This window comes from Novosphingopyxis sp. YJ-S2-01, from assembly GCF_016093175.1.
In the GTDB taxonomy this organism is placed as follows: Bacteria; Pseudomonadota; Alphaproteobacteria; order Sphingomonadales; family Sphingomonadaceae; genus Novosphingopyxis; species Novosphingopyxis iocasae.
The window spans coordinates 815,001-828,895 of record NZ_JAEDAI010000001.1 but is presented as its reverse complement, the minus strand read 5'-3'; the positions used below and the strand labels follow the sequence as shown (position 1 = coordinate 828,895).

At 63.9% G+C, this 13,895-nt stretch carries 9 protein-coding genes, 1 tRNA gene and 1 pseudogene (1 of these 11 only partly in view); 2 read left to right on the top strand and 9 right to left on the bottom strand.

What is annotated here, in order from left to right; translation table 11 throughout:
* Nucleotides 1–26: 26 nt before the first annotated feature.
* Nucleotides 27–2,294 (bottom strand): glycosyltransferase family 4 protein, encoded by a 2,268-nt coding sequence (locus tag I6A82_RS03960; protein WP_198093822.1) that lies wholly within the window; start codon nucleotides 2,292–2,294, stop codon nucleotides 27–29.
* A 354-nt stretch (nucleotides 2,295–2,648) separates the two neighbouring features.
* On the opposite strand from I6A82_RS03960, the gene I6A82_RS03955 reads away from it, so the two are divergent.
* Nucleotides 2,649–3,656 carry a zinc-dependent alcohol dehydrogenase family protein gene (locus tag I6A82_RS03955; RefSeq protein WP_198093821.1) on the top strand — a complete coding sequence of 336 codons (1,008 nt, stop codon included), beginning with the start codon at nucleotides 2,649–2,651 and terminating at the stop codon, nucleotides 3,654–3,656.
* Nucleotides 3,657–3,842: 186 nt separating this feature from the next.
* Here I6A82_RS03955 and ileS read toward each other — a convergent pair whose 3' ends face one another.
* The 8 genes and pseudogenes from ileS to I6A82_RS03915 form a co-directional block, all read right to left on the bottom strand.
* A complete protein-coding gene (gene ileS / locus I6A82_RS03950; protein ID WP_198093820.1) occupies nucleotides 3,843–7,001 on the bottom strand; it encodes an isoleucine--tRNA ligase in 3,159 nt (1,052 codons plus the stop codon).
* A gap of 96 nt (nucleotides 7,002–7,097) precedes the next feature.
* Nucleotides 7,098–8,450, bottom strand: coding sequence for an ABC1 kinase family protein (locus tag I6A82_RS03945; RefSeq protein WP_198093819.1), 1,353 nt, complete (start codon nucleotides 8,448–8,450; stop codon nucleotides 7,098–7,100).
* Nucleotides 8,451–8,470: 20 nt separating this feature from the next.
* A complete protein-coding gene (locus I6A82_RS03940; RefSeq protein ID WP_187335118.1) occupies nucleotides 8,471–8,716 on the bottom strand; it encodes a hypothetical protein in 246 nt (81 codons plus the stop codon).
* Nucleotides 8,717–8,737: 21 nt separating this feature from the next.
* Nucleotides 8,738–10,240 carry a CoA-acylating methylmalonate-semialdehyde dehydrogenase gene (locus I6A82_RS03935; protein WP_198093818.1) on the bottom strand — a complete coding sequence of 501 codons (1,503 nt, stop codon included), beginning with the start codon at nucleotides 10,238–10,240 and terminating at the stop codon, nucleotides 8,738–8,740.
* A 144-nt stretch (nucleotides 10,241–10,384) separates the two neighbouring features.
* Nucleotides 10,385–11,221 carry an S-formylglutathione hydrolase gene (fghA, locus tag I6A82_RS03930; protein ID WP_198093817.1) on the bottom strand — a complete coding sequence of 279 codons (837 nt, stop codon included), beginning with the start codon at nucleotides 11,219–11,221 and terminating at the stop codon, nucleotides 10,385–10,387.
* 3 nt (nucleotides 11,222–11,224) lie between these two features.
* On the bottom strand, nucleotides 11,225–11,608 hold the full coding sequence (locus tag I6A82_RS03925) for a VOC family protein (protein ID WP_187335115.1): 384 nt from the start codon (nucleotides 11,606–11,608) through the stop codon (nucleotides 11,225–11,227).
* Between the two features lie 52 nt (nucleotides 11,609–11,660).
* A pseudogene (gene purU / locus I6A82_RS03920) lies at nucleotides 11,661–12,487 on the bottom strand (formyltetrahydrofolate deformylase); the annotation flags it as partial.
* A gap of 41 nt (nucleotides 12,488–12,528) precedes the next feature.
* Complete coding sequence (locus I6A82_RS03915) at nucleotides 12,529–13,635, bottom strand: S-(hydroxymethyl)glutathione dehydrogenase/class III alcohol dehydrogenase (protein WP_187335114.1); 1,107 nt, start codon at nucleotides 13,633–13,635, stop codon at nucleotides 12,529–12,531.
* 237 nt (nucleotides 13,636–13,872) lie between these two features.
* Between I6A82_RS03915 and I6A82_RS03910 the strand changes: the two genes are divergently transcribed.
* Nucleotides 13,873–13,895, top strand: a tRNA-Arg gene (locus I6A82_RS03910) (it continues 54 nt past the right edge of the window).

Sequence of the window (13,895 nt, the reverse complement as noted above, 5' to 3'; positions counted from 1 at the left end):
GGTTGGGCCGCGCAATCTCAACCGCTTTATGCGACGTTCGCCTCTATCGGTACGGTGCCGAGCGAGGGCAGCACTGCAATCGCGCAGATCGAAAGCTGCAATGCAAGGATCGATTCCGCGCCCTGATTGCGGTTCACCCCGGTGGGCATCAGCCCGTCATGGCAACTGCTTTCCTGCGGACTGGCGACCATCAGGCCGAGATCATTTTCGCCCAGGAACCAGCGATAGGCACGGTGGGCCGCAGCGGCCCAGCGTTCCTCTCCGGTGGCGGCAAAGGCGGCGGAGCAGGCGTCGATCACCGCCTGCGCCTCCAGCGGCTGCTGATCGAACCGTTGCGGCGCCTGATAGACACGGCCGAAGCTGTCCGATCCTACGGCGCGGAAATGCCCCTCGGGTGCGTGCTGCTGTTCCAGAATCCAGTCCAGCGTCTCCAGCCCGCAATCGCGATAATCCTGCCGACCCAGAACCTGGCCCGCACGGATCAGCGCCTCTGGAAGGCGCGCATTGTCATAGGCCAGCATTGCCTCGAACCAGGGCCAGTCCGGCCGCCGGGCGGCCTCCAGCAGGCGCAGCAGCTCGTCGCCGAAATGCGTGAGCAGCCGCGTCGAGATATCATGACCGGGCTTTGCCTCCATCATCGCCGCCGCGCCAAGCATGGTGAAGGCCATCGCGCGCGGGGAGCCGGCCTTCTCCATCTCCGGCGCTGCCTGATCGTAGAGCCAGCAAGCCCAATCGCGATGCCGCGGTTCGGGCGCTTCGTGGCCCGCAACGCCCAGCGCCCAGACCGCGCGGCCCGCGCTGTCCTCGCTCCCCTCATCCTCCAGCCAGCGCCGGTCGAAGCCCATGAAGTTGCGGAAACGGCGCGTCTTACCGTCCCAAGCGTGCTGCACGAAGGCGGCGTAGACATTGGTCCAGCGGGCACGCATGTCCGCGGCCATTTCCGGCATGCGGCACATCAGGATGAGCGCGCGGGCATTATCGTCCAGGCAATAACCATGATCGCGATCGGGGATGGAATAAAGCCCGTGCTGCAGCATGCCGGTGGCATCGCTCATACGGATCACCGCTTCCGCATCGGGCGCGAGATAGCGCACGCCCTGGCTTTGAACCAAACGGATACGCTTGGCCCGCAGCACCTCCTCGAACAGCCCAATGACGCGGTGGGCAAACCGCTGCCACACCATCGTGCGGCCGAGCGCATAAGCGCGGCGGGCGAGCGCCGTGCGCGCATCGTCATCGGCCAGCAGCTTCGAGATTTCGCGTGCGAGTGCTTCGCTATCGGCGAAATCGACCAGCACGCCATGGTCGCCGCGCAGGATCTCGCGCGCATGGATATAGGGCGTGGACACCACCGGTTTGCCGAGCGCCACGGCGTAGCTGAGCGTGCCCGACGTGATCTGTCCTTCCTTCAGATAGGGCGTCACATACACATCCGCCGCCTCCAGCCAGTCGAGCAGATCGGGCGTGTCGACGAAGGCGTCGATGAAGCGGACATGATCGGCCACGCCCAGCCCTTCGGCCTGCGCCATCAACCGCTCGCGATAAGCCTCGCCTTCGTGGCGTTTCAGGTTGGGATGGGTGGCACCCAGCACGATGTAGAGCGCTTGGCGGTCGGCGGACACGATGGCGGGCATCGCCGCAATCATCGTCTCGATGCCTTTATCCGGAGCGAGCAGGCCGAAGGTGAAAATCAGCTTGCGTCCGTCCAGATCGAAACGCGGCTTGGCATTGTCGGGATTCACATAGGGCCGGTCCGGCACGCCGTGCGGGATCACGTCGATCTGGGCGGGATCGACACCGTAGGTTTCGATCAGGATCTTGCGGCCCTTGTCGGCCATGACGATCAATTTAGCGGAACGCGCGATGAGCCGGTCCAGCACCTGCCGCTCATCGGCGGACGGCTTCTCCAGCAACGTATGCAGCGTGGTTACGAGCGGGATCGACAGCGCATCGATGAGATCGAGCAGATAACCGCCCGCCGCCCCGCCATAGATGCCATATTCATGCTGCACCCACAGCATGTCCGCACCGGATGTCGCGATGTCACGCCCTGCGGTGGCGTAGGCCGAGCGGTCTTGCATCGGGATGGTGCGGATTTCGGCGGGATATTCGATGCCCGTGCCGTCATCCATCGCATAATGATCGAGCGTGATCTCCGGAAACGCCGCGCGCACGGCATTGGCCGTATCGCTGGTGAAGGTGGCGAGGCCACAGCGGCGCGGCAGCGCGTTACCGATTAGCGCGATGTGCCGCACCTTGGCGGGCGAGGCGGACGAGAAAACTGGCTTTTCCATAAGGCCCGATCCAGACTGAAGGGGCCGGCCCAAGAGACGAGACGCCTCGGGTCGGACGGAATGATAATGCCGGTAACGCGCTTTGGTTGCGATGCAGCATAGATCAACTCGGGCGGCGCCTCCCCGCTGGTTTCCGGAAATACTCACCTGAAAACAAAGATCTACTGGTGTAATCCAGTTTTCCGTGAAGGCGCTGAACGAAAACACCGGAACAGCACTCGGCGTCTTTTTCGGGCACTTCGCCGCAGCGGCTTTCGCAGCGCCATTCGTTCCGCTCGGGAAACGCAACGGCTTGCCTTGCCGACCGTTGGCCCTGCGCACCTTATAGCGAACTGAGCCGAAAGGACCTTCACCATGAAAATCTATCGCCACCGCAAGGATGGAGACCATTACATTCCCAAAGCGGAAGAGGCCGACCGGCCAGAGCCCGGCCATGGCGAAGTGCTGGTCAAGATGCGCGCGCACTCGCTGAACTATCGCGATCATATGGTGCGTCTCGGCCAATATGGCGGCAACGATCCCGAAGGCGCAGTGCCGCTATCCGATGGCGCAGGAGAGGTTGCCGCCGTCGGCGAGGGCGTAGACGGATTTGGCGAGGGCGACCGCGTCGTGGCCTGCTTCTTCGCCGATTGGGCCGAGGGTCCGCCCACACCAAAAGCGCTCGGCAGCGCCTATGGCGGGGGCGGCGATAGCGGGCTTCTTGCCGAATATGTCGCGGTCACCGCGGGCGCTCTGACGCCGATCCCGGACTCGCTCAGCTTCGCGCAGGCCGCCACCTTGCCCTGCGCCGCGGTAACCGCCTGGCACGGCCTGCAAGCCTGTCAGGTCACCGCGGGATCACGCGTGTTGCTCCTCGGCACCGGCGGGGTGAGCATGTTCGCGCTGCAGATCGCCAAGGCGATGGGCGCGGAAGTGTGCATCACGTCCTCATCCGACGACAAGCTGGCGATGGCGAAGAGCGATCATAGCGCGGACCATGGCGTGAACTACAAGACGCATGACGACTGGCCGGCCAAAGTGCGGGAAGCGTTCGGCGGCCAGGGCGCGGACGCGGTGATCGAAGTCGGGGGGCCGGGCACGTTCGACAAATCGGTGCAAGCGCTGCGCGTTGGCGGCCATCTCGCGATGATCGGCGTGCTTACCGAAGGCGACAGCCACGCGCGGCTGCTCGTCCAGAAAGCGGTGACCGCGCACGGCATCCTGGTCGGCTCCACTGCCATGCTGCGCGATGTGGCGCGCGTGATCGATCTGCACGGGCTGAAGCCGGTGATCAACAGCAGCTACGCGTTCAACAATGCGGCGCAGGCATTCGTGGACTTCGCCGAGAAGGACCATGTCGGCAAGGTCGTGATCGAGCACTGATCGCCGCGATCGCTCACCACGTCGTTGCGAGGAGCGAAGCGACGCGGCAATCCAGGGCGACAGCAGCGCTGCACCCGCCCTGGATTGCCTTTCGACTGGCTGCTTGCAGCAGTCGCACAGGACAGGCTTCGTTGCCCTTCGGGCGCCTCGCAATGACGTGTTTTTTTTTGGACCGGTCGAGGTCCTCTAAACCCGCGCCACTTCCACTGTCACTGGCTCGCCATCGATCTGATGCGCGCTGCTGGCTTCGACGCCCAGCTCAAGCTTTTCCGCCAGCGTCTCGCCGCGAATATAAGCCTCATGCTCGCGTAGCGCCGCCAGCACGGCATCGCTGCCGCCCGCGCGGATCGTGATGCGATCGGACACGTCGAAGTCCGCTTCCTTGCGCGCATCCTGCACCAGCCGCACGAAGTCGCGCGCCTTGGCTTCGGAGCGCAGTTCATCGGTCAGCTCCAGATCGAGCAACACGGTGCCGCGGCCCGCATCGAACATCTGCGCGTCCTCGTCGCTGCCGCCGGTGGTGACGAGCAGATCATAGTCGTCTTCGCCGATCTCCACGCCCGCGATCTCGACCGTGCCGTCTTCGCGGCGGCTCCAATCGCCCGATTTGGACGCGGCGATCACATCCTTCATCTTCGGCCCCAGCTGTTTGCCGAGGCGGCGCGGATCGACCTTCAGCACCAGCTCGCCCACCGCCGCGGGATCGGTATCGAAGCCCACCGCCTTGACGTTGAGCTCGTCCGCAATGGTGCCCTCGAACGCTTGCAGACGGTCCACCTCAGGGTGCGCGATAGTAAGCTTTTTCAGCGGCTGGCGCAGGCGCTGCTGCTGACGCACGCGGATCGACAGGCCCGCGCCGCAAATATCGCGGGCCAGATCCATGTCGCGGATCAGTTCGGCTTCCTGCGGGAAGGCGGACACGTCCGGCCAGTCCGCCAGATGCACCGACGTCTCGCCGGTCAGGTTGCGATAGATCGCTTCCGTCACGAACGGCATCAGCGGGGCCAGCGCCTTCGTCAGCGTCACCAGCACGGTGTAGAGCGTATCGAACGCATCGCGCTTGTCGTCGGTCACCTCCGCGCCCCAGAAGCGCGCGCGGTTGCGGCGGATATGCCAGTTGTTGGAAACGTCGAGGAACGGGCTGACGAGGCCGTAGGCGCCCGGAATGTCGTTCGCCTCCAGCCGCTCGGTCAGCGTGTCCACGAACTCGCGCGTCTTCGCCAGGATATAGCGGTCATGCTCGTTGCGGCTGTCGGTGCGAAGCTTCGCCTTGTACCCGTCCGCATTGGCGTAGAGCGTGAAGAAATAGCTCGCATTCCACAGCGGCAGGATGGTCTTGCGCAGCGCCTCCTGAATGCCGCGCGCATCCGAATGGATGATGAGATCGCCGCCCGCCAGCAGCGAGGAGCTGAGCATGTAAACGCGCAGCGCGTCCGAACCATGCTCGGCCAGCACCTTGTTAGGATCGGGGTAGTTCTTCAGCCGCTTGGACAGCTTCTGCTTGTCATCGCCCAGCACCACGCCATGGCAGATGCAGTTCTGGAACGGCGCCTTGTCGAACAAAGCGGTCGACAGCACCATCAGCGTGTAAAACCAGCCGCGCGTCTGCGCCATATATTCGACGATGAAGTCCGCGGGGAAGTTCTTCTCGAACTTCTCCTTGTTCTCGAACGGATAGTGCAGCTGCGCGAACGGCATCGAGCCGCTGTCGAACCACACGTCGAGCACTTCGGGCACGCGGCGCATCATCGCCTTGCCGCTGGGATCGTCCGGATTGGGACGCACGAACTCATCGATATGCGGGCGGTGCAGATCGTCCGGGCGGCGGCCGAAATCGGCGGCGATCTCGTCGAGCGACCCATAGACGTCGATGCGCGGATAGTCCGGATCGTCGCTCATCCAGATCGGGATCGGGCAGCCCCAGAAGCGGTTGCGGCTGATGTTCCAGTCGCGCGCATTTTCCAGCCAGTTGCCAAACAGGCCATCCTTCACATGGCCCGGAATCCAGTCGATCGTCTGGTTCAACTCGACCATCCGGTCCTTGATCGCCGTCACTTCGACATACCAGGCGTCGATCGCCTTGTAGATCAGCGGCGTGTCCGTGCGCCAGCAATGCGGATAATTGTGGAGATAGGTCTCGTGGCGCAGGACCTTGCCCGCCTCCTTCAGATCCTTGATGATCTCCTTGTTCGCGTCGAAGATATTGAGGCCCGCATAAGGCGGCACTTCCTTGGTGAAATTGCCCTGATCGTCTACGGGCGCGACCAGCGGGATGCCGTTGGCGCGGCCGAATGCAAGGTCGTCCTCACCGAAAGCGGGCGCGGTGTGGACGATGCCGGTGCCGCTCTCCAACGTGACGAAATCGGCGGCCAACACACGGAACGCGTTCTCGGTATCCGCGAAGAAGGGGAAAAGCGGCTCGTATTCGCGCCCAGCCAGCTCGCTGCCCTTCAACGAGCCGACCTTTTCAAAGCCTTCCAGCTCCTTGGTATAGGCCTCGACCAATGCGTCGGCGAGGACGACATGCTCGCCATCCTTCTCCATGATCGCATAGTCGAATTCCGGCCCCACCGCGCAGGCGAGGTTGCTGGGCAGCGTCCAGGGCGTGGTGGTCCAGGCGGCAACACTGGCGGGCTTGCCGTCCTTCAGCGGCTCCTTCAGCCGGAACAGGACGGTGAGCGCCGGGTCCTGACGTTCACGATAGGAGTTGTCGAGCCGCGTCTCGAAGTTCGAAAGCGGCGTCTGCATCGCCCAGCTATAGGGAACGACGCGGCTGCCACGATAGACCAGCCCCTTGTCGTACAGCGTCTTGAACGCCCACAACACGGACTCCATGAACGTCGGATCCATGGTCTTGTAGTCGTTTTCGAAATCGACCCAGCGGCCCATCCGCTCGACATAATATTGCCAGTCATTGGTGTAGCGCAGCACGCTTTCCCGGCAATAATCGTTGAATTTGTCCATCCCGTAATCGAGGATGGCGAGGCGCCCGGAAATGCCCAGTTCCTTTTCCGCCGCCATTTCGGCAGGCAGGCCGTGGCAGTCCCAGCCGAAGCGCCGCTCCACGCGCCGCCCCTGCATGGTGCGGAAGCGCGGGACCAGATCCTTCACATAGCCTGTGGCCATATGCCCGTAATGCGGCAGGCCGTTGGCGAAAGGCGGGCCGTCATAGAAGACGAACTGGTTGGTCTCCCCGTCCACCTCTGCCGGGCGCTGATCGATCGACGCCTGGAAAATCCCCTCGCGCTTCCAGAATTCCAGAACGTCCGCCTCCATGCGCGGCACGTCGGGCGAGGGATCGATCGCCGGATAGGGCGTGGACTTGGTCGATGCGGACTGGGTCACGGGAGAGCTTTCGCTGAAGGCTTCGGGAAGTTTCAGCAGGTAAGCGGCGGCGCGATGCAATGCAACAAAGCGCGTAGGCGCAGGTCCCCCTCGCGATCAGGCGTGCGGAACGTCTTCCAGATAAGGTGCACACAGCGCGCGGATATCGACCACCGCCTTCAGCCGCGCGGCGAGGAATGCGGTGCCGCTGATCTTGCGCTGGACGAAGATCATGTCGGCGGGCGGCACATGCCAGGTTTCGCGGTCCTCGGCCATTTCCTGGCCCATTTCGGCCAGCGTCGTGACGAAAGCGCGGTCGCCGAAATCGAAGCGCTCGGGCGTACCGATCTCGCGCAGCACGATGTCGATCATGCGGTCGACAAGGGCGCGGTGCTTTTCGGCGGCGGCGGGGCCCAGGAAGCCGGCATTGATTGCGCCTTGCCGCACGGCGTCGCGGTCACCGGCAAACAGCGCGCGCAGCAGATTGCGGTAATTGGCCGAAACATGCGGCTCGACCGCGCGCGAGGCGCCGAAATCCAGCAGCACGAGCCGACCGCCATCGGCCTGATAGCGATAATTGGCGAAGTTCGGATCGGTCTGCATATGGCCGAATTCGAACAGCTCGCGCAGCACCAGTTCGATGAGGCGCGTCATCACCTCGTTGCGCACGTTCTGCGGCTCGTCCGCGATCCCTTCGATCGGGGAGCCTTCGATGAAGCTCATGGCGAGCACGTTCGGGGTGGTGAATTCGTCATCGCGGCGAGGGACGACATAGCGATCATCGCCCTCCAGCAACTGAGCGAAGCGCTCCATTTCCGCGCCCTCGCGCTCATAATCGGCTTCTTCGTGCAGCTGCTTCTTCGCCTCTTCGAGCAGCGGCGCGAGGTCCAGTTCCTTGGGCACCAGCCCGCTGATGCGCAGGAGCGTCACCACATTGTCGACATCGCTGTCGATGCTCTTGGCGACGCCCGGATACTGGATCTTGATCGCCAGATCGCGTCCGTCCGGCGTCTGTGCGCGGTGGACCTGGCCAATCGAGGCGGCGGCCACGGGCGTTGGGCCGAAGCGCTTGAACCGGCGGCGCCAGTCCTTGCCCCATTCCTTGGCGAGCACCGTTTTCAGCTGTCCCGGCGGCATATGCTGCGCCTGATCGCGCAGCCGGGCCATGATCTCGGCCAGCTCGGGCGGCAGCAGATCGCCCGCATCCATCGAGATCATCTGCCCCATCTTCATCGCCGCGCCGCGTAGATGGGCGAGGCGATCGGCAAGCCGCTTGGCATTGCCGGGGGTGAGGACGAGATCGCTGACACGCGGACGCTCGCCCGCGGCCAAACGGCGCGCGCCCTCGCCAATCACATTGCCGGCAACGCCCCCAGCGAGGCGGCCGAAGGTGCCGAGGCGCGACAACCGCCCACTCGGCACCGCCCGCTGGCGCAAGCGATCGGTGAGGAAATCATCATCCTCTTCCATCGCCCGCGCCCAGCGTCCGCTTACTGCGCTTCAGCGGCGGGCGTCGCTTCCGACGTGGAGTCCGCGCCGGGCAGGACGTTATCCTGAACTTCCGTTTCCACCGGCTGATCGGCCGTCGTGGCGTTCTCATCGGCCGCGGTGGGATAGTTCATGCCTTCCTGCATGCCCGCTTCTTCGGCATCGGCGGTGGCCGCTGCGTTCTCGTCCTTCTGCGAACAGGCGGAAAGGCCGAGGGCCAGTGCCACGATGGGAAGCATGTAGCGCATGCAAAACGTTCCTTTTCTTGCTCAGCCCATCGTCGGGATGACGAAGGCGTCCTTGTTGTCGGCTTCGGCAGTACCGTCGGGCCAGCGCTGGGTCACGGTTTTCACCTTCGTCCAGAACTTGATGCCCTCCATGCCGTGCTGGTTGGTATCGCCAAAGGCGGAGCGTTTCCAGCCGCCGAAGCTGTGATAGGCCACGGGCACAGGTATCGGCACGTTGATGCCGACCATGCCGACATTCACGCGCTGCGCGAACTCGCGCGCGGCATGGCCATTGCGCGTGAAAATGGCCACGCCATTACCATATTGGTGCTTGGAGGGGAGCGTGAGGGCTTCCTCGAAGTCCTTGGCGCGCACGATCTGCAGCACGGGGCCGAAAATCTCTTCCTTGTAGCTTTCCATGTCCGGCCGCACATGATCGAACAGCGACGGGCCGATGAAGAAACCTTCTTCATGCCCTTGCAGCGTGAAGCCTCGGCCATCGACCACCAGCTCCGCGCCCTCGTCCACGCCCTTCTGGATCCAGTCCTCCACGCGCTTCTTGTGCGCGGCGTTGACGACGGGGCCGTAATGGGCGTCCTTGTCGGTCGACACGCCGACGCGCAGCGCCTCGATGGCGGGGAGCAGCTTTTCCTTCAGCCGCTCCGCCGTGCCCTCGCCCACCGGCACCACGACGGGCAGCGCCATGCAGCGCTCGCCGGCCGAACCATAGGCCGCGCCGGACAGATCGCTCACCACCTGGTCGAGGTCCGCGTCGGGCATCACGATGCCGTGGTTCTTCGCGCCGCCCATCGCCTGCACGCGCTTGCCGGCTGCAACGCCGCGCTTGTAAACATAATGCGCGATGTCGGAACTGCCGACGAAGCTGACGCCGCCGATGGCGGGATGATCCAGGATTGCGTCTACCATCTCCTTGTCGCCCTGCACCACCTGCAGAATGCCTTCGGGGCCACCGGCCTCGACGAACAATTCGGCGAGGCGGCGCGGCACGGAGGGATCGCGCTCGGACGGTTTCAGGATGAACGCGTTGCCCGCCGCGATGGCCGGGCCGAACATCCACATCGGGATCATGGCGGGGAAGTTGAACGGCGTGATACCCGCACCGATGCCGAGCGGCTGGCGCATGGAATAGACGTCGATGCCCGGCCCTGCGCCTTGGGTGTATTCGCCCTTCAACACATGCGGAATGCCGCAGCAGAACTCGATGACGTCGAGGCCGCGCTGCACATCGCCGCGCGAATCCGCGATCACCTTGCCATGCTCGCTGGAGAGCATCTGGGCGAGGTTTTCCATGTCCGCCTCGACCAGTTCCTTGAACTTGAAGAAGACGCGCGCGCGGCGCTGCGGATTGGTGGCCGCCCATTCGGGCTGCGCCGCCTGCGCAGCATCGACGGCGCGGTCCAAGAGCGCGGCATCGCCGAGCGGAACCTTGGCCTGCACGCTGCCGTCATTGGGGTTGAACACATCCGACGTGCGCGATCCCCCGCCGCTGGCCTCACCGGCAATAAAATGATCGATGGTGCGCATGGGGCTCTCCTGAAATTTGGCTTGAAAATTGGGAATTTGATCGTGTGAACGCATGTCGGCCAAAGGCGTTCGATTGCAAGCGCTGCAAAGCGTCCGAAGCCTGAAATCCGGTCGCCCCAGCGAAACGAATTTACGAAGGCTGGATCAGCGCTTCAGCCGCTCGGCATGCCAGCGGATATGATCGCCGAGGAAGGTCGAGATGAAATAATAGCTGTGGTCGTAGCCGTCGCGCATGTTCAGCGTCAGGTCGATGCCGGCCTTTTCGCACGCCTCGCGCAGAAGCTCCGGCCGCAGCTGTTCTTCCAGGAACTGATCCCCCGTGCCCTGCTCCACGAGCAATTCCGGCACGCGCGCGCCGTCCGCGATCAACGCACAGGCATCATATTGCCGCCAGGCCGCGCGGTCCTCGCCCAGATATTTGCCGAGCGCCTTCTGCCCCCAAGGCACCTCGATCGGCGCAACCACCGGCGAGAAAGCGGAGACCGAGCGGAAACGCTCGCCGCCGCGCAGACCGACGGTGAGCGCGCCATGGCCGCCCATGCTGTGCCCCGTGATTGACTGGCGGGCCATGTCAGCCATCGGAAATTCGGCCGCGATCAGGGCGGGCAGCTCATCCTCGATATAGCTGCGCATCCGGTAATGCTGCGCCCAGGGCTCCTGCGTGGCATCGAGATAGAAGCCTGCGCCCTTGCCGAAATCATAGCCGTCTTCGTCCGGCACATCATCCCCGCGCGGGGACGTATCCGGCGCGATGAAGATCACGCCTTCTTCGGCGCAGGCCGCGCGATATTCGCCCTTTTCGGTGACGTTCGAATGATCGCAGGTGAGGCCGGACAGATACCAGAGCACCGGCAGCTTCGCGCCCTTCTCGTGCGGCGGCACGAACACCGAGAAGATCATCTCGGTGCCCGTGCTTTCGCTGGCATGTTTGTACACGCCCTGCTCGCCGCCATGGCTCTTATTGATCGAGACCGTGTCCATCGTTCAGGCGGCAGGCCTGTGCATGGCGCAGATCTTGTTGCCCGCGGGATCGCGCAGATAGGCAAGATACAGCTTCATGCCTGCGCCCTCGCGGATGCCCGGCGGGTCTTCGATCGCCGTGCCGCCATGATCGAGGCCTGCCTTGTGCCAGGCATCGGCCTGTTCGGGGCTGCTCGCGGCAAAGCCGATGGTCGATCCGTTGCCGCAGCTCGCCGGCTTGCCGTCAATCGGCTTGGTCAGCAGGAATATCCCGCCATTATGCATGTAGATCACCCGCCCCTTGGGATCGACACGGCCGGGCTCACCGCCCAGCGCCCCGATGACGGCGTCGTAAAAGGCCTTGGACGTATCGATATCGTCTGCGCCCAACATCACGTGACTGAACATGGAAATTTCCTCTCCTGGATAATCCGGCAAACCGGCCGACTACAAATCGTTCGAATACCACAGTGCGCGCGCCGTTCAGAAACAGGCGCCGTTCGCCCACCGCATTCACGGCCTTCGCCAGCACGCGCGCCTCGATGTCCTGCCGCTGCGGATCATGCTGCGTTCGGAATCGCGGTGATCGACCGGCTCGACAGCCTGGGCGATAATCGGGCCCTCGTCCAGATCGCCGGTCACGAAATGGGCGGTCGCGCCGATCAGCTTCACACCGCGTTCGAAGGCCTGGGCATAGGGATTGGCGCCCTTGAAGCCCGGCAGGAAGCTGTGGTGGATATTGATGCAGCGGCCCTTCATGCGATCGGCAAAGCCTTGCGTCAGAACCTGCATATAGCGCGCCAGGATCAGGTGTGAGGCGCCATAATCGTCCATCAGCGCTTCGATCGCAGCTTCCTGTTCGATGCGGCTGGCATCGCTCACCGGCAGATGGTGGAAGGGTACACCGTGCCAGTCCGCGATCTCGCGCAAATCGTCATGGTTGGAAACCACCGCGGCGATCTCCACCGCCAGCGATCGGCTACGCTGTCGGTAGAGCAGATCGCTCAGGCAGTGCGATCCTTTCGAAACGGCCACCAGAACGCGCGGCTTGTCGTCCGCCCGCGTGACTTCCAGCGCCATGTCGAACCGCTCCGCCAGCGGCGCGAAATGGGCGCGCCATCCGGTGAGATCGGATAGCCCGCCCTCACCGGCTGACTGGAAGCATATCCGCATGAAAAAGCGGCCGCTTTCCAGATCGGCATATTGCTGACTGTCCAGAATGAAGCCGCCCTGCTCGGTCAGCGCGCCGGACACGGCCGCGACGATACCGGTGCGATCCCGGCACATCAGCGTCAAAATCCAGCGTTCCGGCTCCACGGCGCGCGTGCTCAGTAAATGACCACGCCGCGAATGCTCTCACCCTTGTGCATCAGGTCGAAGCCCTTGTTGATCTCGTCCAGCGAAAAGCGGTGCGTGATCATCGGGTCAATCTCGATCTGGCCGTTCATATACCAGTCGACGATCTTGGGCACATCGGTCCGCCCGCGTGCGCCGCCAAAGGCACTACCGCGCCAGTTGCGGCCGGTCACCAGCTGGAAAGGCCGCGTCTCGATCGTCTGGCCCGCGCCCGCCACGCCGATGATGATGCTTTCGCCCCAGCCCTTGTGGCAGCATTCCAGCGCCTGGCGCATCACCTGAACATTGCCGATGCACTCGAACGAATAATCCGCGCCACCGCCCGTCAGATTCACGATCCGCTCGACGATATCGCCGCCGTCCTTGGGGTTAAGGAAGTCCGTCATGCCGAACTTGCGCCCCCATTCCTCGCGGTCCGGATTGAGATCAATACCGACGATCTGGCTCGCGCCCGCCAACTTGGCGCCCTGAATGACGTTGAGGCCGATGCCACCCAGACCGAAGACCACGACGCGGCTGCCCGGCTCCACTTTGGCCGTATGCACCACGGCGCCCACTCCGGTCGTCACGCCGCAGCCGACATAACAGGTCGTGTCGAACGGCGCGTCCTCGCGGATCTTCGCCACCGCAATCTCCGGCAGCACGGTGAAGTTCGAAAAGGTGGAGGTGCCCATATAATGATGGATCATCTGCCCCTTGTAGCTGAACCGGCTGGTGCCGTCCGGCATCAGGCCCTTGCCCTGCGTGGCGCGCACGGCCTGACAGAGGTTCGTCTTGGGGTTGAGGCAATATTCGCATTCCCGGCACTCGGCGGTGTAGAGCGGGATGACATGATCGTCCGGCTTCACGCTGGTGACGCCTGAACCCACTTCGCGCACGATGCCCGCGCCCTCATGGCCGAGCACGGAGGGAAACAGCCCCTCCGGATCGTCGCCGGACAGCGTGAAGGCGTCCGTATGGCACAGCCCCGTCGCCATCAGCTCGACCAGCACCTCGCCCTCCTTGGGTCCTTCGAGGTCCAGTTCGACGATCTCCAGCGGCTTCTGAGCTTCAAAGGCAACGGCTGCGCGGGTCTTCATGGGATTCGGTCTCCGGCTGATCAGGAATGTCCAGGCTTTGCGACGCAGCCGGATGGCATGTCAGCCCGCAAAATGTAAAGGCCGCGCGCCCGGCAGGGTCTCTCCTGCGATGAACCGCTAAGGACGGTGGGATCAACGCACCGGCCAGCCCCGACAAAGCCCGTGCTGGCCCGCATGACCCGCCCACGCCAAAAGCACTGGCGCCGCGCCCAACCGAATGCTAGGCCCCGCCCGCAAGCACCCGTAGCTCAGCTGGATAG